The organism is Gilliamella sp. Choc5-1 (assembly GCF_001690595.1).
GTDB classification, from domain to species: Bacteria; Pseudomonadota; Gammaproteobacteria; order Enterobacterales; family Orbaceae; genus Gilliamella; species Gilliamella apicola_M.
This window is the reverse complement of the sequence record NZ_LZHH01000091.1, coordinates 27,593-50,794: the sequence shown is the minus strand read 5'-3', so window position 1 is coordinate 50,794 and position 23,202 is coordinate 27,593. Positions and strand designations below refer to the sequence as shown.

15 protein-coding genes are annotated in these 23,202 nt (G+C 35.1%); 9 read left to right on the top strand and 6 right to left on the bottom strand.

The genetic code is table 11. The annotated features are described in order from the left end of the window. Positions 1–100: 100 nt before the first annotated feature. Together A9G35_RS08055 and A9G35_RS08050 are read right to left on the bottom strand one after the other, a co-directional pair. Positions 101–1,492 (bottom strand): DUF3999 family protein, encoded by a 1,392-nt coding sequence (locus A9G35_RS08055; protein ID WP_065636422.1) that lies wholly within the window; start codon positions 1,490–1,492, stop codon positions 101–103. An 85-nt stretch (positions 1,493–1,577) separates the two neighbouring features. After that, positions 1,578–4,640, bottom strand: a complete 3,063-nt coding sequence (locus tag A9G35_RS08050; protein ID WP_065636421.1) for a DUF2339 domain-containing protein — start codon at positions 4,638–4,640, stop codon at positions 1,578–1,580. 451 nt (positions 4,641–5,091) lie between these two features. Here A9G35_RS08050 and purL point away from each other — a divergent pair, with 451 nt between their 5' ends. Further along, positions 5,092–8,994, top strand: a complete 3,903-nt coding sequence (purL, locus tag A9G35_RS08045) for a phosphoribosylformylglycinamidine synthase (protein WP_065636420.1) — start codon at positions 5,092–5,094, stop codon at positions 8,992–8,994. Between the two features lie 55 nt (positions 8,995–9,049). Here the strand turns inward: purL and A9G35_RS08040 are convergent, their stop codons facing one another. Both A9G35_RS08040 and aroB read right to left on the bottom strand, forming a co-directional pair. Continuing rightward, on the bottom strand, positions 9,050–10,135 hold the full coding sequence (locus tag A9G35_RS08040; protein WP_065636419.1) for a 3-deoxy-7-phosphoheptulonate synthase: 1,086 nt from the start codon (positions 10,133–10,135) through the stop codon (positions 9,050–9,052). 303 nt (positions 10,136–10,438) lie between these two features. After that, positions 10,439–11,518 (bottom strand): 3-dehydroquinate synthase, encoded by a 1,080-nt coding sequence (gene aroB, locus A9G35_RS08035; RefSeq protein WP_065636418.1) that lies wholly within the window; start codon positions 11,516–11,518, stop codon positions 10,439–10,441. A gap of 120 nt (positions 11,519–11,638) precedes the next feature. On the opposite strand from aroB, the gene A9G35_RS08030 reads away from it, so the two are divergent. Further along, positions 11,639–13,243 (top strand): NAD+ synthase, encoded by a 1,605-nt coding sequence (locus A9G35_RS08030; protein WP_065636417.1) that lies wholly within the window; start codon positions 11,639–11,641, stop codon positions 13,241–13,243. Positions 13,244–13,267: 24 nt separating this feature from the next. Then, entirely contained in the window at positions 13,268–13,606 is a 339-nt protein-coding gene (glnB, locus tag A9G35_RS08025; protein WP_034910467.1) for a nitrogen regulatory protein P-II, read from the top strand. A 6-nt stretch (positions 13,607–13,612) separates the two neighbouring features. Here glnB and A9G35_RS08020 read toward each other — a convergent pair whose 3' ends face one another. Continuing rightward, the gene (locus A9G35_RS08020) at positions 13,613–14,239 is read right to left on the bottom strand and encodes a hypothetical protein (RefSeq protein ID WP_141673831.1); all 627 of its coding nucleotides are present in this window, start codon (positions 14,237–14,239) and stop codon (positions 13,613–13,615) included. Positions 14,240–14,565: 326 nt separating this feature from the next. Here A9G35_RS08020 and A9G35_RS08015 point away from each other — a divergent pair, with 326 nt between their 5' ends. Continuing rightward, positions 14,566–15,192: a TfoX/Sxy family protein gene (locus A9G35_RS08015; RefSeq protein ID WP_065636415.1), complete on the top strand. Its 627-nt coding sequence runs from the start codon at positions 14,566–14,568 to the stop codon at positions 15,190–15,192. A 123-nt stretch (positions 15,193–15,315) separates the two neighbouring features. Here A9G35_RS08015 and rhlB read toward each other — a convergent pair whose 3' ends face one another. Next, positions 15,316–16,545 (bottom strand): ATP-dependent RNA helicase RhlB, encoded by a 1,230-nt coding sequence (gene rhlB / locus A9G35_RS08010; RefSeq protein ID WP_065636414.1) that lies wholly within the window; start codon positions 16,543–16,545, stop codon positions 15,316–15,318. Between the two features lie 153 nt (positions 16,546–16,698). Between rhlB and trxA the strand changes: the two genes are divergently transcribed. From trxA to nrdG, 5 genes are all read left to right on the top strand, one after another. Next, complete coding sequence (trxA, locus tag A9G35_RS08005) at positions 16,699–17,025, top strand: thioredoxin TrxA (RefSeq protein ID WP_065636413.1); 327 nt, start codon at positions 16,699–16,701, stop codon at positions 17,023–17,025. A 359-nt stretch (positions 17,026–17,384) separates the two neighbouring features. After that, complete coding sequence (rho, locus tag A9G35_RS08000) at positions 17,385–18,647, top strand: transcription termination factor Rho (protein WP_065636412.1); 1,263 nt, start codon at positions 17,385–17,387, stop codon at positions 18,645–18,647. 171 nt (positions 18,648–18,818) lie between these two features. After that, entirely contained in the window at positions 18,819–20,234 is a 1,416-nt protein-coding gene (gndA, locus tag A9G35_RS07995; protein WP_034910475.1) for an NADP-dependent phosphogluconate dehydrogenase, read from the top strand. 340 nt (positions 20,235–20,574) lie between these two features. Next, the gene (gene nrdD, locus A9G35_RS07990) at positions 20,575–22,710 is read left to right on the top strand and encodes an anaerobic ribonucleoside-triphosphate reductase (RefSeq protein ID WP_065636411.1); all 2,136 of its coding nucleotides are present in this window, start codon (positions 20,575–20,577) and stop codon (positions 22,708–22,710) included. Between the two features lie 16 nt (positions 22,711–22,726). Beyond that, positions 22,727–23,191 (top strand): anaerobic ribonucleoside-triphosphate reductase-activating protein, encoded by a 465-nt coding sequence (gene nrdG, locus A9G35_RS07985; protein WP_065636410.1) that lies wholly within the window; start codon positions 22,727–22,729, stop codon positions 23,189–23,191. Positions 23,192–23,202 lie beyond the last annotated feature (11 nt).

The window sequence follows — 23,202 nt, the reverse complement described above, 5'->3', positions numbered from 1 at the left end:
ATGATCTGCTAAAAACTTATAAGGCGTTTTCCTCAAAATGGAATATAATTTCTATTACAAAATACTTTCTTTAGTAAATTTTATTTTTTTGCTTTCTTTTTTATGAATTTTTAACTTCGTTAAGTAGTTTTAACGCAATAATAATTAACACAATAGCCCCAATAACTAAACAAATCCAAATTAACCATTTTGGCAAATATGAGTTTGTCGTATTGCTATCTTTAATGGTTTGAGCCAATGCCTTTTTACCAGCTAATTTGATATTTTCACCAAGATAGGCTGCAGGCAAATCTTGTGCTGATAGCGAATCAGACAGAAGTGCTTTTTCACTTAATGCTGCTGATTTAGCTTTAGCCGAACCCCAAGCCAAAATAAATGGTCCATTATTGCCACTATTAAAAATCAAGCTCATACGGCTACGGTAAGCAACTACTTGTGGTGCTTGGTCAAAGCTAGCGTTGTTAGCTTTTATCTTGAGCTGTTTTATTTGTAAATCTGGATCGTTTATTTTAATGTTTGGGCTTTGATCGGTATTTGTAACGCGTCGAATAATGTAATCGTCAAGCTTATGCCAGATTTGATCTTTATCATTGCTTTTATAATAAACGCTAATTGGCAACACCGTTCGTGAGTTTTGCAGTGAGATGGATAATTCTTTAACTGGCTGTGGTGTTGGTAACTGATAAAATGCCTCTTGCTCATCAGAAGACGCAAGCTCAAAATTGATCGGGTAAAGTGCAATTTTTGGGGGGGCCTTTCTAGAAATAAACTTAACTTTTTTAATAGTTGGGATCGTTTGTTGTTCTGATTTTAATTGTAAAATCCAATATTTAGCTTTGTAATTGGTATTTGATGGGATATCAATTACATTGACTTTAAGCGATTGCTCATTATTGTTATCAACCAAAGACATCACTGGCACGTTATTTAGTGCGGTTTGCCAATTGCTTAAATCTTGGCTATAAAGTAGTTTAGCAGTAGCTTGCCAATTTTGACTTTCAGCGGTATCAAAATCGATTGATAAGCGACTAATTGCTTGCTCTAGTTTTATTCCGTTAGGAACTTGTAATAAATAAGTTGCATAGTATTGTTCTTGACTGTTGGTATTATCTAGGGAAATTTGAACATCTTTATTATTGATATTAATATTATATTGTTCAGTACCTTGTTTACTTTGTTTTTCTTGACGGTGTTCTTGGTTTTTATCTAAATCGTAAATAGTAACCTGAAATATTTGATTGACATCATCTCGTTGATAAACATTAACTAATGCATAAGGCACAGGTTGTCCTTTATGATTAAATACACGAATATCATCTAAACGACTTGAAAGCGCTTGTGTATACACATCGCTCGTTAGATCTATGCGGCTATACATATTTGAATCATTGCTAGTTTCAATCATTGCACCATAGGCATATTGGTTGGTTTTGTCTGTTGCTTGACAAAATCCACTGATTAGCATTAAAGCACTTAATATTAATTTTTTCATAATTCATTTATCCATAAAATTTAATAGCACTTAGGCTTTATTTCTATTTTTATACTGAAAACTGAAATTAATCATCTTCTCTAAATTACTCCAAAATTTGCTTATTATTATCTTGTTTTGGTGGTAATGGCGCTAAATAGGCGATTAATAACATTAATAATGCAACACCAATAAAGGCAAATGCTCGCAGTAATCCATCAAGTTCACGAATATCGACAAAAATTAATTTTATAATAACGATCACTTGAATAATTTCACCGCTGTACCATATTTTCCGAAGTGAATAACGATGCCCGATAGTGATTAATATTACCGATGTTAACATCCAAAGCAACGAAGCAGTCATTTGAACAATATTATTGTGCCACAAAGAATAAGCCATCCAAGATATATCAAACGTCTGGCTTAAGTAGCGTAATACTACACTATTTGCCCATAAAAAGGTTAGCGTGATTAATGGCACTAAAACCATATTTGGTAAGGGGATATTAAAATAAGAAGTATTGATAATTTTGTTGCCAATATGTGAATAACTGATGGCAAACTTTAACCAGACCGTTAACATAATTAAGGCAAAAATGGCACTTTCTTCTAGCGGGTTGATAATCGGAATATATTGCCAGTAAATAATTTGTCCACTCATACCAAGTCCAACAATTAAATAATAGCTAATATAAAGCACAATAGGCATTAGACCTATTATCCAATAGGATTTGATTAATGGCAACGAGGTCATTATTTGACGCTTAATTAAGAAGTAGAATAATAAAATAATACTGCTTGCTATGGTTGTAGCAATACTCCATTTTACTACTTCGTATCCCCACGGTAACGAATCAAACCAATGAACCGTTTCACGAATTAACCAGCAAAGAATCATCCAGAATAAACTAATATGTAACACAATAGGAAAAGTGTTGAACATTGTTTCTGCTGCTTTGCTTTCAATAAGATGATTGGCAACATGCAAATAATAATAACAACTAACAAACGCAAGCACCCAAACCAAGTTCCAAACGCCGAAGCTTGATAAATAATAATATCCAATATACGCTCTGAATAATGACAAAGGTATCACTAACCATAGTGCTAATACTGCATAACGGATTATATTCCACTTGATTTTTTGACCAACGCCATACCATAACCAAGTCGATACTGTAAAACCGAATAAAATTGGTGCAACATTAGGTGTGCTTTCATCAAGCATGAGTGGAATACATATTGAAATCCACAATATCCAAGCAATAGAGGCGATGACCATAAATAATATTTTAATCATTTTATCAATATCGTCATTGCGGTCATAACAGTGCCATAAACATCCATTGATAAATAAAATAATACTGGTGATACCTGAAAGTGATATAAATGACGCTGTGGTTAAGTGATCATATTCTAAAGATATACAGGTAGAAATCATCCCCAATACAGTAATGGCAACACCAAGTAATGCTACGCGATAATATTTTTGAGAAAGCATAATCCAACTTAATGCTGTTCCCTCAAATAACCAAAGTGCCGCAGTCAAATTAGCACTAAAGGCAAGCGGAATGGATAAGGTACTAAATGCTATACCAATAGCCAGTCCCAAAAGAGCAATTTTTTTAGCTGTTGTTGGCCACAAGCGTAAAATAATATAGGAACCAACCAGATAAAATAAACCAAAACCTAATGAAGAAAACGCAGGACCAAATTCCCATTGCTGAGTGATCGCATATTGCAGGCCAAATCCTGATAATGGCGTTCCAAATAGCAAAATGAGATCAATCACATTTTGATAAGGTTCTTGATTATCACTACGAATTGATAGCAGCACGGCCAAAATACCATAAATTAGCATATTAGCGATGATGAATATCTGACATTCAATATAAAATTCAGGTAGGAAATTACTCATTCCCCATAGTAGTGATACAACAAAGGTAAATAAAAATCCTAATAAATTAAGTACTCGCCAAGATTGTGAAATACTAATCATCAAAATAGCACTAGAAACCATTAAATAATAACTAAATAACGCAACATGGTTGCCCGAGTCATTAGATAATAAAATCGGTGTTAAATAGCCCCCAACACAAGCAATAATTGCCAAACTCATCGCCCTTTGCACAACGGCAAACACAACACTTGTTGAACAAATCACGAATAAAATAGCAAAAGCCAGTAACATAGGTACTAGTTCATACAGCCTATAAGCGGCAAAAATGGTTAGGTACAAAGTTGCAAATCCACCACCTTGCAAAATTAAGGCATAAATTTTGCGCTTGTCTTTTAATTTCCAACCTATAACCAATAAAGCAATGCCCAAGACTAATGCACCTAATACTCTCAACTCTGGCGAAATAACATCATGTTCAACACTATATTTAAACAAATATGTTAATCCTAAAAACAGTATTGCAATGGCAATTTTGGCAAGAACATTGCCTTTAATAAACCAATTAAAAGCAAGTAACAATAAATTAGGGTTTGTGCTCGTAGTAGTCGATTTTTTATATGCAGAATCAAATGGATCTAATGTTGGTGATGTTAAGGTTTCAGCGTTTGTTATTTCAGGCTCGGTAACCTCATCGGATACTGATTCACTGACACAAGTTTGTGCTTCTTGTTCTGTTACAACTTCTTCATATGACGTATTTGTCTGCGTTAACGTATCGAAATCAACGTTTTTATCGTCGAGTGGATTGTGAGCAAATTGTTCGGATTGAGTGAATAAGACAGGCTCGTTTTGATCATTGAGTTGCAAACAATCGGTGTTTAAATTGTAATTATTAGCAGCACAAGGCATTTGAGGTGGCGTTTCAATTTCGGTTACCGATAGATCAACTAGCTCGGCATCGTCGGATGCTTGAATAACGGCATGGGTTTGATAGTCAAATTGTTGATTGATATTTTCAGTATCACTATCATGTTGTTTGCTATGTATGGTTAACTCATTCAAAGTTTGGTCGGCAGTTTCTTGAACCGTATCAGAATCGGACGAACGACTTTTTTGCTGATAAAGATGCTCTGAAAGCGATAAAACACTTTTTTGTAACTCTGTTAATTGATGCCTCAAAGCAGAAATTTGATTTCCTAAGCTAGAAAAATTAATAAACACTGCTATTAGCATACCAATAATGAGTAAATAAAAAAGAAACTCCATGCTAATTTACCCTTACATTTTCATAAGATATCATTAATTATTTTTTGTTTCTATGCAGTAAATCAGTAATTAACTAATAAATCAATATTTTTTAAATACCCACCAAAGGTAACCACTTTTAAAGCCTCCCCTCCACAAATGTGATTTTCTATGTGAGCGATGTACTTACTATAGCAATAGGGTATTTATAAAGCTGTTCAGTTTTAGGTGATATTTTTTGTAAAAAATATTCAGGATTCTATACCTTTTTAAAATTAAAAAAGTCGAAAAAAGCGATACGTACTCTTAATTGAAATTTAACATAATTAATAAATATTCTAAGATTTAAAAGATAAAAATAAACTTTTTCGCCATCACTCGATTAACTGTATTTCATATAGCCACACCGCGCGCTTTCTTTTATAATATTGGTCTATTTTTCCTTATTTTTGGCTTAAAAAGAGTAATTTTTATGAAAATTTTAGCTGGCTGCTCTGCGTTATCTCCATTTCGTATTAGTAAAATCTTATCTGCTTGTTGTAAGAAATCTATCCCTGTTATCAATATTGAAACCCAATACCTGCATTTTGTTGATTTGGCAGGCGAATTGACGGCTGAACAACAGTTAACGTTAGATAAATTATTACAATACGGTCCAAAAAACGCACAAATCAATGTTAAACAAACGGCTAGCAAGCAACTCTTTTTAGTGGCGCCAAGAGTGGGAACGATTTCGCCTTGGTCATCAAAAGCAACTGATATTGTACATAATTGCGGTTTACCACAGATTCGCCGTATTGAGAGGGGGATTGCTTATTATGTGCAAGTAAGTTCAGAATTAACCGATTGTCAAAAAAACGATTTTATAGCATTAATTCATGATCGCATGATGGAAGCGGTCTTTAGCCATGTTGATCAAGCCGAGCAGTTATTTCATGTTGAATCACCTGCGCCAGTGACAACCATTGATTTATTAGGTCAAGGTCGTGCTGCATTAGATGAGGCTAATCTTAAATTAGGTTTGGCGTTAGCATCTGATGAGATTGATTATTTAGTTGAGAACTTTAAAAAACTAAATCGTAATCCTACTGATATTGAACTTTATATGTTTGCACAAGCCAATTCCGAGCATTGTCGTCACAAGATTTTTAATGCCGATTGGGTTATTGATGGGGTAAAGCAGCCTAAATCACTGTTTAAGATGATCAAAAATACTTTTGAACACACTCCTGATTATGTTTCGTCCGCTTATAAGGATAATGCCGCAGTGATGGACGGTTCAATCGTTGGGCGCTTTTTTGCGGATGATGAGAATAAAACATACTACTATCATCAAGAATATGCAGATATTTTAATGAAAGTTGAAACACATAATCATCCAACAGCTATATCACCTTGGCCGGGTGCGGCAACGGGGAGTGGTGGTGAAATTCGTGATGAAGGGGCAACTGGACGCGGTGCTAAACCTAAAGCGGGCTTAGTTGGGTTTTCAGTTTCTAATTTGCGTATTCCTAATTTTGAACAACCTTGGGAGCAAAATTTTGGTAAGCCAGATCGCATTGTGAGCGCTTTTGATATTATGATGGATGGTCCTTTAGGTGGTGCGGCGTTTAATAATGAATTTGGTCGTCCGGCTTTGTTAGGGTATTTCCGTACTTATGAAGAAAAGGTTAATAGCCATAATGGCGAGGAGCTTCGAGGTTATCATAAACCGATTATGTTAGCTGGTGGTATGGGTAATATTCGCCGTGAACATATCCAAAAAGGTGAGTTTCCAGCTGGCTCTAAACTGATTGTTTTAGGTGGCCCAGCGATGAATATTGGTTTAGGCGGTGGAGCGGCTTCGTCTATGGCATCGGGGCAGTCTGATGCCGATTTGGATTTTGCTTCTGTTCAGCGTGATAATCCTGAAATGGAGCGCCGTTGTCAGGAAGTTATCGATCGCTGTTGGCAACTTGGTGAAGATAATCCTATCTTATTTATTCATGATGTTGGTGCTGGCGGTTTGTCTAATGCAATGCCTGAACTTGTTAGCGATGGTGGGTGTGGTGGTCAGTTTGAGCTTCGTAAAATACTTAGCGATGAACCAGGTATGTCACCACTAGAAGTTTGGTGTAATGAATCACAAGAACGTTATGTGCTTGCGATTCATCCCGATAAATTGGCATTATTTGCTGAACTTTGTCAGCGTGAGCGTGCACCTTATGCGGTGATTGGTCAGGCAACCGCCAATAAGGCGGTTACCTTGCATGATGAGCATTTTAATAATCATCCCATCGATTTGCCATTAGATGTGCTACTTGGTAAAACGCCTAAAATGCAACGTGATGTTAAAACTCACCAAGCACATGGTGATAATTTTTCAACTTCTGAAATTAATTTATATGATGCGGTCAAACGCATTCTACATTTGCCAACCGTTGCCGAAAAGACCTTTTTAATTACCATTGGCGATCGTTCAGTGACGGGGATGGTTGCTCGTGATCAAATGGTCGGGCCTTGGCAAGTACCGGTTGCTGATTGTGCTGTGACTACTGCAAGTTTGGATAGTTATTATGGTGAAGCTATGTCAATTGGTGAACGTGCGCCAGTTGCGTTACTTAATTTTGCCGCATCAGCAAGGCTTGCAGTTGGTGAGGCAATTACTAATATTGCCGCAACCAATATCGGTAATATCAAACGGATTAAGCTTTCAGCTAACTGGATGGCGGCGGCAGGGCATCCGGGCGAAGATGCTGGGCTTTATGAGGCCGTTAAAGCTATTAGTGAAGAGTTATGCCCAACTTTAGGGCTTGCTATTCCTGTTGGTAAAGATTCGATGTCCATGAAAACGACATGGCAACAAGATGGTGAGCAAAAAACCATGACTTCACCATTATCATTGGTAATTTCGGCATTTGCACGTGTTGAAGATGTGCGTAAAACAGTGACACCACAATTGCGTACTGATCAGGATAATACATTATTGTTGGTTGATTTATCGAAAGGTCATCAAGCACTAGGAGCCACCGCACTTGCTCAAGTGTATCGTCATTTAGGCCAAAAAACAGCGGATGTTCATGATCCTAAAGAACTACTTGCTTTTTATAATGCGATTCAGGCTTTAGTAAACCAAAATGCTTTGCTTGCTTATCATGATCGTTCTGATGGTGGGCTGTTTGTGACATTGGCCGAAATGGCTTTTGCTGGACATTGTGGTGTTGATGTAGACATTACCTCGTTAGGTCATGATGTGATTGCTTCGTTATTTAATGAAGAATTAGGCGCGGTTATTCAAGTAGCTAGTAACCGTTTAGATGATGTGATGGCTTGCTTTAAGCAGTTTGGCTTATCCCATACGGTTCATGTGCTTGGTAATGCTAAAACTGGTCAACAAATTATTGTGCGTGATAACTCAGCTACGGTATACCGTGAATCACGCTTAACCTTGAGAACATGGTGGGCGCAAACGACATGGCAAATGCAACGCTTACGTGATAATCCTGAATGTGCAGATCAAGAACATCAAGCTAAACAAAATGAAGATGATCCAGGATTAAATGTGCACTTAACTTTTGATCTGCAAGCCGATATTGCAGCACCTTATATTGCTAAAGGAATAAGACCAAAAGTCGCTGTTTTACGTGAGCAAGGCGTTAATTCACACGTTGAAATGGCGGCAGCATTTGATAGAGCTGGCTTTGAAGCAATCGATGTACATATGACTGATTTACTTTCTGGTCGAATTACGCTTAGTCAATTTAGTACACTGGTTGCTTGTGGTGGCTTCTCTTATGGCGATGTTTTAGGAGCAGGTGAAGGTTGGGCCAAATCTATTTTATTTAATAAAAAAGTGCGTGATGAATTTGAACAATTCTTCCATCGCAAAGATACTTTATCGTTAGGGGTTTGTAACGGTTGTCAGATGATGTCGAATCTTAAAGATTTAATTCCGGGAGCGGATTTGTGGCCTCGTTTTGTTCGCAATTTGTCAGAACGTTTTGAAGCTCGCTTTAGTTTAGTGCAAATTCAATCAAGTCCTTCGTTGCTATTTACTGATATGGCTGGTTCGCATATGCCAATTGCTGTTTCACACGGGGAAGGACGTGTTGAAGTGGGTGATGATGTTCATCTAAGCCGTTTAGAAGCATCAGGATTAATTGCCGTACGTTATATTGACCATTTTGGCAAAGTAACACAGCAATACCCTGCTAATCCAAATGGTTCGCCAAACGGTATTACTGCAGTGACATCTCAAGATGGGCGGGCAACTATTATGATGCCACATCCAGAACGGGTATTTAGAACAGTAACTAATTCATGGCATCCTGATAACTGGGGTGAAGATAGCCCTTGGATGAGAATATTCCGTAATGCTCGTAAGCAGTTAGGTTAAATAAAACAAAGATCGCCGATAATGGTGTCGGCGATATGTTTATTTATTGAGTAGTTTAAGTAGTAACTGAGTGCTTTTGTCTTTCGATAAGTGGCTGCGCTAAAATGTGATCCATTTTTCGTAATAGTGCGTCTGTTTCTTCCCAGTTAATACATGCGTCAGTCACAGATACGCCATATTTAAAGTTTTCTGGTGGTTGCTCGGAAGGCTGATTTCCTTCAAATAAGTTACTTTCAATCATTACGCCAATAATCGAATTATTGCCTTTTTCTATTTGCTCGATAATGGAATAAGCAACAATAGGTTGATTTCGATAATCTTTATTTGAATTTGCATGGCTACAGTCAACCATTAAGTTAGGTAACAATCCTGCCTTTTTCATTTGTGTTTCGCACAATGCGACATTTTCAGCATCATAATTTGGTGTTTTACCGCCACGCAAAATAACATGGCCGTGTGGATTGCCTGTTGTTTGTAAAACGGTTACTTGTCCTTTTTGGTTAATTCCTACAAAACGATGAGGCATAGAGGCTGATTTCATCGCATTAATTGCAACATCTAAACTGCCATCAGTTCCATTTTTAAAACCAACAGGCATTGAAAGCCCCGAGGCCATTTCTCGATGCGTTTGTGATTCAGTAGTTCTTGCCCCGATTGCAGACCAACTAATTAAATCGCCAATGTATTGTGGTGTATTGGGATCTAGTGCTTCAGTTGCAATAGGCAAGCCAATTTGAGTAATATCAAGCAGTAATTTACGGGCTTTTTTTAGTCCATGCTCAATATCAAATGAGCTATCCATGTGAGGATCGTTAATCATACCTTTCCAACCAACAGTGGTTCTTGGTTTTTCAAAATAAACACGCATGACAATAAATAGGTGGTCTTTGACTTCGTCTGATAGTTTTTTTAATTTATGCGCATATTCAATTGCCGCAATAGGATCGTGAATAGAGCAAGGACCGCAAACAATTAGTAAACGGTGATCTCGACGTTCTAAAATATCGACAATAGTTTGTCTTGATGAGGCAATTTGGTTTTCAAGATCATGAGATAACGGATAAAGTTTTTTTATCTCTTCAGGGGTAATTAGCATGTGTTCATCTCTAATTCGAACATTATTTAGTGTATCTTTTAACATTTTTGCTTTCCTTGTTAAAATCATTTTATTATTTTATTATTTTATATGTAAAATATTAATTACATAAACGCATATAATGTAAACACAAAATTACATAATAGTAAATTAAATTTTCAATTATTAACCAGAATTTATTAGGGATGTTTTTGTTTTGTGGTTTTAGTAAATTTATATTTACATTTTAATCGTGTAGAACCTTATGTGTTGATTTAATCTGATAATAATGATTAAGCTAGGTTACCCTAGCTTAATAACAAGAAAGTGATTTATTGATACCTAGTATACTAAGAATTATGATGAATATTAAACGTTAGCAATCGACTCTAATACGATACTTTTATCAATGCCATCCATCACCTCAACATGCCCAATTTTAGTTGGCACAACAAGTCTTAGCTGTCCAGATAGTACTTTTTTGTCTCGTAACATATGTGGCAGATAAGATTCAATTGACATTTTTTTTGGTCTGTTAACAGGTAGTTTAGCACGAATTAATAAGTTCTTAATTCGTTCAATATCAGTTTGATCCAATTTACCAAGTAATTTAGCAGTTTGAGCCGCCATTAACATTCCGACACTGACAGCTTCGCCATGTAGCCAGTTTCCATAGCCTAATTCCGCTTCTATGGCATGACCATAAGTATGACCAAGATTTAAAATTGCGCGCATGTTTTGTTCTGTTTCGTCAGCGGCAACCACTTGTGCTTTGAGTTCACAACAATGGTAAATACAGTAGCTTAATGCATTAACATCTAGGTTTAGTAAATCGTTGATGTGTTCTTCTAACCAATCAAAAAATTTAGTATCTAAAATAATGCCATATTTTATAACTTCGGCAAGTCCAGCCGAAAGCTCTCTTTGAGGTAATGTTTTTAAACAACTGAGATCAATCACTACCGATTGTGGTTGATAAAATGCGCCAATCATATTTTTACCCAGTGGGTGATTAATCGCTGTTTTCCCCCCTACCGAGGAATCAACTTGTGATAGTAGCGTTGTCGGTACTTGAATAAACTTAATTCCACGTTGATAAGCTGAAGCGGCAAATCCTGCAACGTCACCAATCACACCACCACCAAGTGCGATAAGTATACTACTGCGAGTATGAGTGTTTGCCAGTAACGTTGTTAAAATGCTATTCCATGTTTCTATGGTCTTATATTTTTCTCCATCAGGAACAACAACTGAATCGGTTTTTACACCATGCTTTTCAAGCATATCAATTAGTGTCTGTAAATAAAGTGGGGCGATGGTTTCATTGGTAGCAATGAGTACGCGTTGGCCTGCTTGGAGTTTAAAATGTTGAAATTCGCTTAGTAGATTTTCACCAATTGTGATTGGATAACTGCGTTTAGCTAGTGCCACATTTAATATTTTTTGCATATTAATTTCCAGACAAGTCATAGTGGATTTATTGTTGCATGTTAGCGATAAAAAAGTGGCAGTGCAACCTAGAATCATTTAAACTTGTCGATAATTTCGATTTGTGATATTAAATTTTATATGTCTTTATCTATTGTTTTAGCACAAAAAAATTGGCGTGTGGGCGATATTGAAGGGAACGTTCAACAGATTATTGAATTGATAAATAGCCACTCCTTTGATGATCTCATTATTTTTTCAGAACTTGCTTTGTGTGGTTATCCACCTGAAGATTTAATTTTCCGTTCTGATTTTAAAGCTCGTTGCCAAAAAGCATTATCGTTGATTCAACAAGCCAGTCAGCACTGTGCAGTTATTGTTGGACATCCACATTGGCAAGATCAAAATATTTATAATGCCCTTTCACTTTTTTGTGATGGAAAATTGTTAGCTCGCTACCATAAACAGCGATTACCTAATTATGATGTATTTGATGAAAAGCGTTATTTTACAGCTGACAATCAAACTTGCGTAGTTGATTTTAAGGGTAAAAAGATTGGTTTACTAATTTGTGAAGATCTTTGGCAATTTGAGCCAGTTGATAATATCCATAAGGCTCAGGCTGATTTTGTTGTGGCTATTAACGCTTCGCCTTATGATTGCAACAAGCAGAAAAATCGCCGTGATTTAGTTAAACAGCATGTTAAACGAACAGGCTTACCTTTCATTTATGTTAATCAAGTGGGCGGTCAAGATGAGCTGGTGTTTGATGGCGGATCATTTGTTTGTAATGAGCTTGGTGAAATTGTTTGTCAGCTAAAATCATTTGAGGAGCAAGTTTCTTCTTTTGAATATGGTGTAAATCATCAGGCGATAATTGATAATAATGAAAATGATCAATTAGCTTCAGTTTATGATGCATTGGTACTTGCGACTCGTGATTATGTTACTAAAAATGGCTTTCAAGGTGCAGTATTAGGGCTTTCTGGAGGAATTGATTCAGCTTTAACCCTTGCTATTGCAGTTGATGCGCTAGGAAAAGATAAAGTGCAGGCAGTGATGATGCCATTTCGTTATACAGCCGATATTAGTATTGCTGATGCCAAAGAAGAAGCTGAAATATTAGGGGTTGAATTTGATATTATTTCGATTGAGCCAATGTTTGATGCGTTTATGGCATCGTTAAGTCCAATGTTTGTTGGTACGCCAAAAGATACTACTGAAGAAAATCTTCAAGCACGTTGTCGTGGTGTTGTTTTAATGGCACTATCAAATAAACGGCGCAGGCTGGTGCTGACAACGGGTAATAAAAGTGAAATGTCGGTAGGTTATGCAACTCTTTATGGCGATATGGCTGGTGGGTTTGATGTTCTGAAAGATGTGCCTAAAACCATGGTTTTTGCATTGTCAAAATATCGGAATACTCGTTCTTATGTTATTCCTGAAAGAGTGATCACTCGCCCTCCATCAGCAGAGTTGGCTCCAGATCAAAAAGATGAAGACAGTTTACCGCCTTATGATATTTTAGATGGAATTTTGAAAGGTTATGTCGAACTTGATCTTTCCGTTGAACAACTTATTGCGCAAGGTTATGATGAAGCAACTGTAAGGCGTGTTATTAAATTGGTTGATATAAATGAGTATAAACGTCGCCAATCAGCGGTCGGTCCGAAAATAACAGCTCGTAACTTTGGCAAAGGTCGCCGTTATCCTATTACTTCTGCTTTCGGATTTAAAAAATGGTGATCTTGAATTAAAGGTAAATTAAATATGAAAAAGATTGAAGCTATTATTAAACCATTTAAATTAGATGATATTCGAGAGGCACTTGCTGATCAAGGTATTACAGGTATGACAGTTACTGAAGTTAAAGGTTTTGGTCGTCAAAAGGGGCATACTGAACTTTATCGCGGTGCGGAATATATGGTTGATTTTCTGCCGAAGGTGAAAATTGAACTTATTGTGTCTGATGATATTTTAGAAATGTGTATTGAGACTATTATGAAGACAGCACAAACCGGTAAAATTGGTGATGGCAAAATTTTTGTTTATAACGTTGAACAAGTCATTCGTATTCGAACTGGCGAAATGGATGAATCTGCGATTTAGTTTAAATTACTGAATGTCAGGTCGTTCTTGTTTGATCAGCTCAGAAGTCACAATACCTTGAATCGAACAAATAAGAAGGTTCATATTTGGGCTTTTTTCGAGTAATAGCAGTTTTTCGGTGGTATCTGGAGCTGGAATGGTTTTAACACCGACAACAGTTCCGGTATTTTTATGCCAAGTCTGGAGATCGTCATTAATATTACGAATCTTTGGATTTGCGATATACAGTAGGTTATCTTCCATATTTTTCCACTCCACAAAATTTAAAGTTTCTTTGATTTGATCAATATCATTATTGATAATAAACCCCCAGAAATAATATTTTCCCATCTTGCCAAGATCCATTGCACTATCATAATAGCCAGTGATTGTTAGGTTTTTATAAGTCATAGGATGAGCAAAATAGACATAATTCTTGGTTATATCAGAACGATTTTCAACAGAAATATAGGCTTGATTTTGGTCAATAAGTTTTATATTGGTGTATTTTTCTAATTCTTCCTTATTGGAGTAAATATCTTTAAAAAAATTAGGAGTACACAGCGTTAATGAGTCAATTAGCGGTAATTTATCGGCCGATGTGACAAAAGGGTAATATATAAGAAATAAAGCAATAATAACGTTTTTTATCATTTTAATTTGGTTTGACAAAAATTAAGTATCATTCAATTAGTATATTTTGATTGTATAATTATTACGACAGAATAACAATGTAAAAGCTATTTTCTTTTTAAAAATTATCAAGTTTTATTTTTCTTTATCAAAATTCTTTACAAAAATTTATTTGATTTCATATAAATATAATTTATCAAGTAATAATTTGTTTTATGTTTATATATGGAATATAGATCGCATAATTCTGAATTTAATTAGAAATTGTTTGAATATGAAATAACTATAATTTAGATTAATTAGTAAGTTATTTTAGTTAATTAATAAAGTTCAGATGGGAGTTAATTATGTGCTCAACATTTGCAAATCAAATTCTAATAGAACTTTCTGACCTAAAAGATATTTCAATTAAAACATTTTTTGGTGGGTTTAGCGTTAATAGCAAAGGTACAATGTTTGGCTGGATTACCAAAAAAGATTTTTATTTAAGAGGACACTCTGATTATCGCTCATTTTTTATTGATTTAGGTATGAAACCGTTAAGTATAACAACAGGTATGACAACCAAATTACTTGATTACTACAAAGTTGATGAAGAAATTTTTAAGGATAAAGAAAAATTATTAGCTATGGTAAAAATGGTGATTGAATATACTAAAAAAGAAAAACATGAAAAAAGTGAAACTGAATCAAAACGAATAAAAGCATTACCAAATATGACTTTGTCATTGGAAAGGCTATTATGTAGTGTTGGAATCAAAGATGTTGAAACTTTTGAAAAAACAGGATATTTACACACATTTTATAAGATAAAAAAGAAAAAGAAAACAATTTCAATGAATATATTGTTTGTTTTATATAGTTCATTACATCGATTTCATGTAGCTACATTATCTAAAGAAACTAAAAAAGAAATTGAGCTTGAATATCAATGTTTTTTAAAACAGATGAATAAAAATTTACACGAAGAATGATCTTAGCATGTCATTTTAGTTAAAATATATTTGTAACATTACAAAAAGTTATCTAAAAATAATTTGCAACAAAATATTATTAGATAACTTTTCATAATGATTTTAATTTTCTACTTACTATATCTAGTTTGAATATTTTCTACGAGGTGACCGCCTAAATGGTTTTGGACGAGTTAAATCAACCAGTAGCGCAGAAGGGTCATACTGGCTAACAGGAATTGCATGATCAATTGCTTTTTCAATCGCAGGTAAATTTTGCGAATAACGTTCGCAAGCTAGCGAAATTGAGTAACCACCTGCGCCTGCACGTCCTGTACGTCCAATTCGATGTCGATAGTCATCACAATCATCAGGTAGATCATAATTAAATACATGGGTAACATTAGGTATGTGTAATCCTCTTGCTGCGACATCAGTGGCGACTAAAATATCAAGATGACCTTGAGTAAATTGTTCTAAAATTGATAAACGCTTTTTCTGAGCAATATCACCAGTTAATAACCCAACACGATGGCCATCAGCAATAAGATACCGCCAAATCTTTTCGCAAGTTACTTTTGTATTAGCAAACACAATACAACGATCTGGCCATTCTTCTTCAATTAGCGTTTGCAAAAGTGCTAATTTATCTTCATTAGATGGAAAAAATAGCTCTTCTTTGATGCGATGACCAATTTTTTGTTCTGGTTCAACTTCAACATATTGAGGATTGTTCATATGCTCAAAGGCTAATTCACGTACGTTATGTGTTAATGTTGCAGAAAACAACATGGTTAATCTTTTTTGTGGTGGAGTAATATGTCTGAAAACCCAACGTATATCGCGGATAAATCCTAAATCAAACATGCGATCGGCTTCGTCTAATACGACAACTTGAATTGCATCTAAATTAATATAATTTTGTTTTGCATAATCAATCAGCCTTCCTGTCGTTGCAATTAAAATGTCGACACCAGTTGATAGCATTTTTAATTGTTTATCATAGCCATCTCCTCCAAAAGCTAACCCTAATTTCAAACCTGTTTCTTCAGATAAAGCTTCTGCATCATGATAAATTTGTACAACTAATTCGCGTGTTGGTGCAATAATGATTGCTCGCGGTTGGTTTGTCTTATGAGCTGACAATGGTTCATGCTTCAACAAATGATTAAAAGTTGAAGCCAAAAATGCGATAGTTTTGCCTGTTCCTGTTTGCCCTTGTCCAGCTATATCAATCCCTTTGATTGTTAATGGTAATGTTTTTTCTTGAATAGGAGTGCAATAAGAAAACCCTTTTTTCTCAAGAGCTTTTAATACTAAAGGATGAAGAGGAAACTGGTTAAAAGTTGTTTTAGTAAGATATGATTGAATCATTGCGGTTGTGAATATAATTACCAGAATTGTGACATTATAACACACTAAATACCGTCACATCACTAATAATTATACCCTATTATACTAATTACTAGTAGAGTTATACAAAGTAATCTATTATTAAATACAAGTTAAAGTATGTCGGAGAATAAAATGAGTAATAATATCGTTCAATTATCGGAAGATACATTTGAAAAAACAATTAGTGAATCAATAAAACCTGTACTTGTTGATTTTTGGGCTCCATGGTGTGGGCCTTGTAAAATGGTTGCTCCGATTTTAGAAGAAATAGCGCAAGAATATAGTGATAAAATTATTATTGCTAAATTGAACATTGAAGAAAATTCCAATGTAGCGCCTAAATTTGGTATTCGAGGCATTCCGACTTTATTAATTTTTAAAAACGGAAAAGTTGTTGCAACTCAAGTGGGTGCTCTATCTAAGGCTCAACTTAAAAATTTTATTGATCCTCAATTATAATAAATACCTTATATTCAATAAGTATAGTTAAGAGAGTGGTGAGTTATTCATTGCTCTTTTCCTTCTATGTTTGCTTTATTTATTAGTTTAAAGGAGCTAGTTTAATTAAATATAGACATATTAATGTTTTTAGTGTAAATTGCTAGCCTCTTACAAATATTCCTTTCTAAAATTCATTGTTTTTATTGGTAAAGTGATAAAATTCTATATTCAGATCTTCAATTATCATAAAAAGCTTAGTAATCGATTGAATTTATGTGCTGTAAGGAAAGGAGATTTTTATAAGTAAATGAAACAAATAGACAAAAAGAATATTAATTGCAAACATATCAATTTTATCCTCAAGAATTTTTAACATTATGAATTTAACTGAATTAAAAAACACTTCTGTCTCTGAGCTTGTGACGCTTGGTGAAAAACGAATGGGGCTTGAAAATCTTGCCCGACTTAGAAAACAAGACATTATTTTTGCAATCTTAAAACAACATGCCAAAAGTGGTGAAGATATTTTTGGTGATGGCGTACTGGAAATTTTGCAAGATGGATTTGGCTTTTTGCGTTCAGCTGATAGCTCTTATTTAGCTGGTCCTGATGATATTTATGTATCACCAAGTCAGATTCGACGATTTAATTTAAGGACTGGTGATACCATTGCAGGTAAAATCCGTCCGCCAAAAGAAGGTGAACGATATTTTGCTTTGTTAAAAGTAAATGAAGTAAATCACGATAAACCAGAAGATGCCCGCAATAAAATTCTTTTCGAAAACTTAACTCCACTTCATCCAAATTCTCGTTTACGAATGGAACGAGGTAACGGTTCTACCGAAGATATCACCGCAAGAGTTCTTGATTTAGCATCACCAATTGGTAAAGGTCAACGTGGCTTGATTGTTGCACCACCAAAAGCGGGTAAAACAATGCTTTTACAAAATATTGCACAAAGCTTAGCGGTTAATCATCCTGAATGCGAGTTAGTTGTATTAATGATTGATGAGCGTCCCGAAGAAGTGACCGAAATGCAGCGTCTAGTTAAAGGTGAAGTTGTTGCTTCGACATTCGATGAACCAGCAGCAAGACATGTTCAAGTTGCTGAAATGGTTATTGAACGTGCAAAACGTTTGGTTGAACATAAAAAAGATGTGATTATTTTATTAGATTCGATCACCCGTTTGGCTCGTGCATACAATACAGTTGTTCCTTCATCAGGTAAAGTGTTGACTGGTGGTGTGGATGCGAATGCATTACATCGTCCGAAACGTTTTTTTGGTGCAGCACGTAATGTGGAAGAAGGTGGTAGTTTAACAATTATTGCAACAGCATTGATTGATACTGGCTCTAAAATGGATGAAGTTATCTATGAAGAGTTTAAAGGTACAGGTAATATGGAAGTCCATTTATCGCGTAAAATTGCTGAACGTCGTGTGTTTCCTGCTATTGACTTTAATCGTTCAGGTACACGTAAAGAAGATCTAATGACTTCGCCTGATGAACTACAAAAAATGTGGATTTTACGCAAAATTCTTAACCCAATGGGTGAGACTGATGCAATGGAGTTCTTGATCGATAAACTTGCCATGACTAAAACTAATGATGAGTTTTTCGAAATGATGAAACGTTCATGATTTATTCAGTTGATAGTAAATATCATTAAAGTCATGAAAAAGAGCCGTATTGTATTCTGATACGGCTTTTTTATGGCAAAATATAGCGTAATTTATAAAACTTAATTAAGTTTTAGGTGTTGTTAAAACCTTATGGTTAAGGTTATAGAGGTTTAATAAAGGAGCCAAATCATGTCAAAACAACAAATCGGTGTTATTGGAATGGCAGTTATGGGGCGAAATCTTGCGCTCAATATTGAAAGTCGAGGATTTTCTGTTGCTATTTATAATCGCTCTAAAGATAAAACAGAACAAGTCATGGCTGAACATTCTGATAAGAAATTGGTTCCTTATTATACAATTGAAGATTTTGTCAATTCTTTAGAAAAACCACGCCGTATCCTGATTATGGTGCAAGCAGGAAAAGGTACTGATGCAGTAATTGATGAGTTGCGTCCACTTTTAGATAAAGGTGATATTATTATCGATGGCGGGAATGCCTATTTTGAAGATACAATTCGTCGAAACAAAACATTGTTAGCAGAAGGATTTAACTTTATTGGTACTGGTGTTTCAGGTGGCGAAGAGGGAGCGCTAAAAGGTCCATCAATTATGCCTGGTGGGCAAAAAGAGGCTTATGAATTAGTTGCACCAATATTAGAGAAGATTGCAGCTAAGGCTAATGGTGAGCCTTGTGTTGCTTATATAGGTCCAAATGGCGCTGGTCATTATGTAAAAATGGCTCATAACGGCATTGAGTATGGCGATATGCAACTGATAGCTGAAAGCTATTCGGTATTAAAACATGCTGTTGGTTTAACTAATGATGAACTTGCTGAGGTGTTTACCGATTGGAATAAAGGCGAGTTAGACAGTTATTTAATCGAAATTACCGCTGATATCTTTAAGCATAAAGACGAAAATGGTAATTATTTAATTGATGTGATTTTAGATGCGGCAGGCAATAAAGGTACAGGTAAATGGACCAGCCAAAGTGCTTTAGATTTGGGTGAGCCTTTATCTTTAATCACTGAGTCTGTATTTGCTCGTTATCTATCAGCAATTAAAGATCAGCGAGTTGCGGCGGCAAAAGTGTTAAAAGGTCCTCAAAAAGCGCCTTATAGTGGTGATAAGCAGGAGCTCATAGAAAAAGTCCGTAAAGCACTGTATATGGGTAAAATTATCTCTTATGCACAAGGTTTTGCACAGCTAAAAGCTGCTTCTCATAAATATCAATGGAATTTAAATTATGGTGAAATAGCTAAGATTTTTAGAGCAGGGTGTATTATTCGTGCACAGTTTCTTCAAAAAATTACTGATGCTTATGCCGATAATAATGAGATTGATAATTTATTGTTAGCGCCTTATTTTAATCAAACAGTTGAGGCTTACCAACAATCATTACGTGATGTGGTATCTTTAGCGGTACAACAAGGTATTGCTGTTCCAACACTTTCAGCAGCGATTGCTTATTATGATAGTTATCGATCAGCGGTATTACCAGCTAATTTGATTCAAGCTCAGAGAGATTATTTTGGTGCTCATACCTATGAGCGTATTGATAAAGAGGGCGTGTTCCATACAGATTGGTTAAATATTGAATCATAGATTATTCAATTAATAACTTTATAGATAGACAAAAGTGCAAGCAAGCTTTGCTCCTTTGTTTATCTATTGTCTTAGTAAATTTATTTATTCTTTCTCTTTTCATACCTTAATATGCCATAAATACATATCATTATTAACTTTAAATTTGTCAAGTTATTTTATTTATTAAAAAACCTAGAAAAGCACAATATATAGTGTATAATTCGCGATTATTTACTATATATAGTATTTTCTAAGCGGTTTAGAAATTCAGGTTTATATCATAAAATTTAAAAATCAAATGAATATTTTTATTGATATAAAACCTATGTTAATTATTAATGAGTATTAAGGAATATATATGCCTGTAGTAATAAAACGAGATGGTTGTCAAACTGCATTTAATGAGGCTAGAATCAAAGATGCCATTGTTAAAGCTGCTGTGGCTGCAAATGTCCATGATCCAGATTATTGCGCAGCGGTTGCTCGTGTTGTTACTAATCAAATGAGTGGACGTGAAAGTGTTGATATCAACGAAATTCAAAATGCAGTTGAAAATCAGTTAATGTCAGGCCCTTATAAAAAATTAGCGAGAACTTATATTGAGTATCGCCATGATCGTGATCGTGCTCGAGAAGAACGTAGCCGTCTAAATCAGGATATTCGAGGACTAATTGAGCAAAGTAATGTCGCCATTTTAAATGAAAATGCTAACAAAGATAGCAAGGTGATTCCAACTCAACGTGATTTACTTGCGGGTATTGTAGCAAGACATTATGCGAAGCAGTATTTATTACCTAAAGATATTTCTCGTGCTCATGATTGTGGTGAGATCCATTATCATGACTTAGATTATGCGCCATTTTTTCCGATGTTTAACTGTATGTTAATTGATTTAGACGGAATGCTAACTAACGGTTTTAAAATGGGCAATGCTGAAATTGAACCTCCAAAATCAATTGCTACAGCAACTGCGGTAACTGCACAAATTATAGCGCAAGTGGCTAGCCATATTTATGGTGGCACGACTATTAATCGTATCGATGAGGTTTTAGCAAAGTTTGTTACTATTAGTTATAACAAACACAAACAAGTGGCTGAAGAATGGAATATTCCGAATCCAGAAGCTTATGCTAAAAGTCGTACTCAAAAAGAGTGTTATGATGCATTTCAATCTCTTGAATATGAAGTAAACACTTTACACACAGCTAATGGACAAACTCCGTTCGTTACTTTTGGTTTTGGTTTAGGGACTAGTTGGGAATCACGCTTAATTCAAGAGTCTATTTTAAAAGTTCGTATCAAAGGATTAGGTAAAAATCATAAAACAGCAGTTTTTCCAAAACTTGTTTTTGCCATTAAAGATGGTATTAACCATAAACAGGGCGATATTAATTATGATATTAAAAAACTTGCACTTGAGTGTGCAAGTAAACGGATGTACCCAGATATTTTAAATTACGATAAAGTTGTTGAAGTGACGGGTTCATTTAAAACGCCAATGGGTTGTCGAAGCTTTTTAGGTGTTTATGAAGAGGATGGACAACTAATTCACGATGGTCGTAATAATTTAGGTGTAATTAGTCTAAATTTGCCTCGTATAGCCATTGAAGCTAAAGGCGATGAAACACGATTTTGGGCGATTTTAGATAAACGATTAGAACTTTGTAAAAAAGCATTGATGACGCGTATTGCTAGACTTGATGGCGTAAAAGCACGAGTGGCACCAATTTTATATATGGAAGGTGCTTGTGGTGTAAGGCTTAACGAAGATGACAATGTTTCTGAAATTTTCAAAAACGGGCGAGCTTCAATTTCTTTAGGTTATATTGGTCTTCATGAAACATTAAATGCACTTTACGGAAATCAAACACATCCATTTGATAGTGATAAATTACGCGAAAAAGGTGTGGCAATTGTTGAGCGTTTACGTAATGCAGTAGATCAATGGAAAAGCGAAACTGGTTATGGGTTTAGTTTATATAGCACACCAAGCGAAAATTTATGTGATCGATTTTGCCGACTTGATACGGCTGAATTTGGTGTAATTCCAGGTGTTACTGATAAAGGTTATTACACTAACAGTTTCCATCTTGATGTTGAGAAAAAGGTTAATCCGTACGAAAAAATTGAATTTGAAAAACCTTATCCTCAAGTTGCCAATGGTGGTTTCATCTGTTATGGTGAATATCCAAATATGATTAATAATATCAAAGCATTAGAAGATGTTTGGGATTATAGTTATTCACGCGTTCCTTATTATGGGACTAATACGCCAATAGATGAATGTTATGAATGTGGTTATACTGGTGAATTTTCTTGTACCAGTAAAGGCTTTGTTTGTCCAAGTTGTGGAAATCATGATTCTTCAAAAGTATCCGTTACTCGTCGTGTTTGTGGATATTTAGGTAGTCCTGATGCTCGCCCATTCAATTCAGGTAAACAAGAAGAAGTAAAACGTCGAGTTAAACATTTAAATAATGGTCAAATTGGTTAATAATCAATAAATATTTATGAATTATCATCGTTATTATTCTGTCGATGTTGTTAATGGGGAAGGAACTCGCTGTGTTCTTTTTGTTGCCGGGTGTGTACATCAGTGCCTAGGTTGCTATAACAAAAGTACATGGGGAGTAAATTCTGGTTTACCATTTACACAAGCACTTGAAGATCAAATCATTAAAGATTTACAAGATACTGAAATAAAACGTCAAGGATTATCGCTTTCTGGTGGTGATCCTTTGCATCCTCAAAACGTTGCAACTATATTAAAACTGGTTCAACGTGTTAAATCTGAGTGTGATAATAAAGATATCTGGCTTTGGACTGGGTATAAGCTTGATGAGTTAACAACTGAACAACAAGGGGTTATTCCTTATATTGATGTGTTAATTGATGGAAAATTTGTACAAGAACTTGCTGATCCTCGTCTATTGTGGCGAGGAAGCAGCAATCAAATTATCCATCGTTTTAAATAAGAATTATGAGC

What these genes read in the sequence shown, in the direction of transcription:
- A9G35_RS08055 (WP_065636422.1), bottom strand. Translation starts at nt 1,492, where the DNA reads ATGAAAAAATTAATATTAAGTGCTTTAATGCTAATCAGTGGATTTTGT.
- A9G35_RS08050 (WP_065636421.1), bottom strand. Translation starts at nt 4,640, where the DNA reads ATGGAGTTTCTTTTTTATTTACTCATTATTGGTATGCTAATAGCAGTG.
- purL (WP_065636420.1), top strand. Translation starts at nt 5,092, where the DNA reads ATGAAAATTTTAGCTGGCTGCTCTGCGTTATCTCCATTTCGTATTAGT.
- A9G35_RS08040 (WP_065636419.1), bottom strand. Translation starts at nt 10,135, where the DNA reads ATGTTAAAAGATACACTAAATAATGTTCGAATTAGAGATGAACACATG.
- aroB (WP_065636418.1), bottom strand. Translation starts at nt 11,518, where the DNA reads ATGCAAAAAATATTAAATGTGGCACTAGCTAAACGCAGTTATCCAATC.
- A9G35_RS08030 (WP_065636417.1), top strand. Translation starts at nt 11,639, where the DNA reads ATGTCTTTATCTATTGTTTTAGCACAAAAAAATTGGCGTGTGGGCGAT.
- glnB (WP_034910467.1), top strand. Translation starts at nt 13,268, where the DNA reads ATGAAAAAGATTGAAGCTATTATTAAACCATTTAAATTAGATGATATT.
- A9G35_RS08020 (WP_141673831.1), bottom strand. Translation starts at nt 14,239, where the DNA reads ATGATAAAAAACGTTATTATTGCTTTATTTCTTATATATTACCCTTTT.
- A9G35_RS08015 (WP_065636415.1), top strand. Translation starts at nt 14,566, where the DNA reads ATGTGCTCAACATTTGCAAATCAAATTCTAATAGAACTTTCTGACCTA.
- rhlB (WP_065636414.1), bottom strand. Translation starts at nt 16,545, where the DNA reads ATGATTCAATCATATCTTACTAAAACAACTTTTAACCAGTTTCCTCTT.
- trxA (WP_065636413.1), top strand. Translation starts at nt 16,699, where the DNA reads ATGAGTAATAATATCGTTCAATTATCGGAAGATACATTTGAAAAAACA.
- rho (WP_065636412.1), top strand. Translation starts at nt 17,385, where the DNA reads ATGAATTTAACTGAATTAAAAAACACTTCTGTCTCTGAGCTTGTGACG.
- gndA (WP_034910475.1), top strand. Translation starts at nt 18,819, where the DNA reads ATGTCAAAACAACAAATCGGTGTTATTGGAATGGCAGTTATGGGGCGA.
- nrdD (WP_065636411.1), top strand. Translation starts at nt 20,575, where the DNA reads ATGCCTGTAGTAATAAAACGAGATGGTTGTCAAACTGCATTTAATGAG.
- nrdG (WP_065636410.1), top strand. Translation starts at nt 22,727, where the DNA reads ATGAATTATCATCGTTATTATTCTGTCGATGTTGTTAATGGGGAAGGA.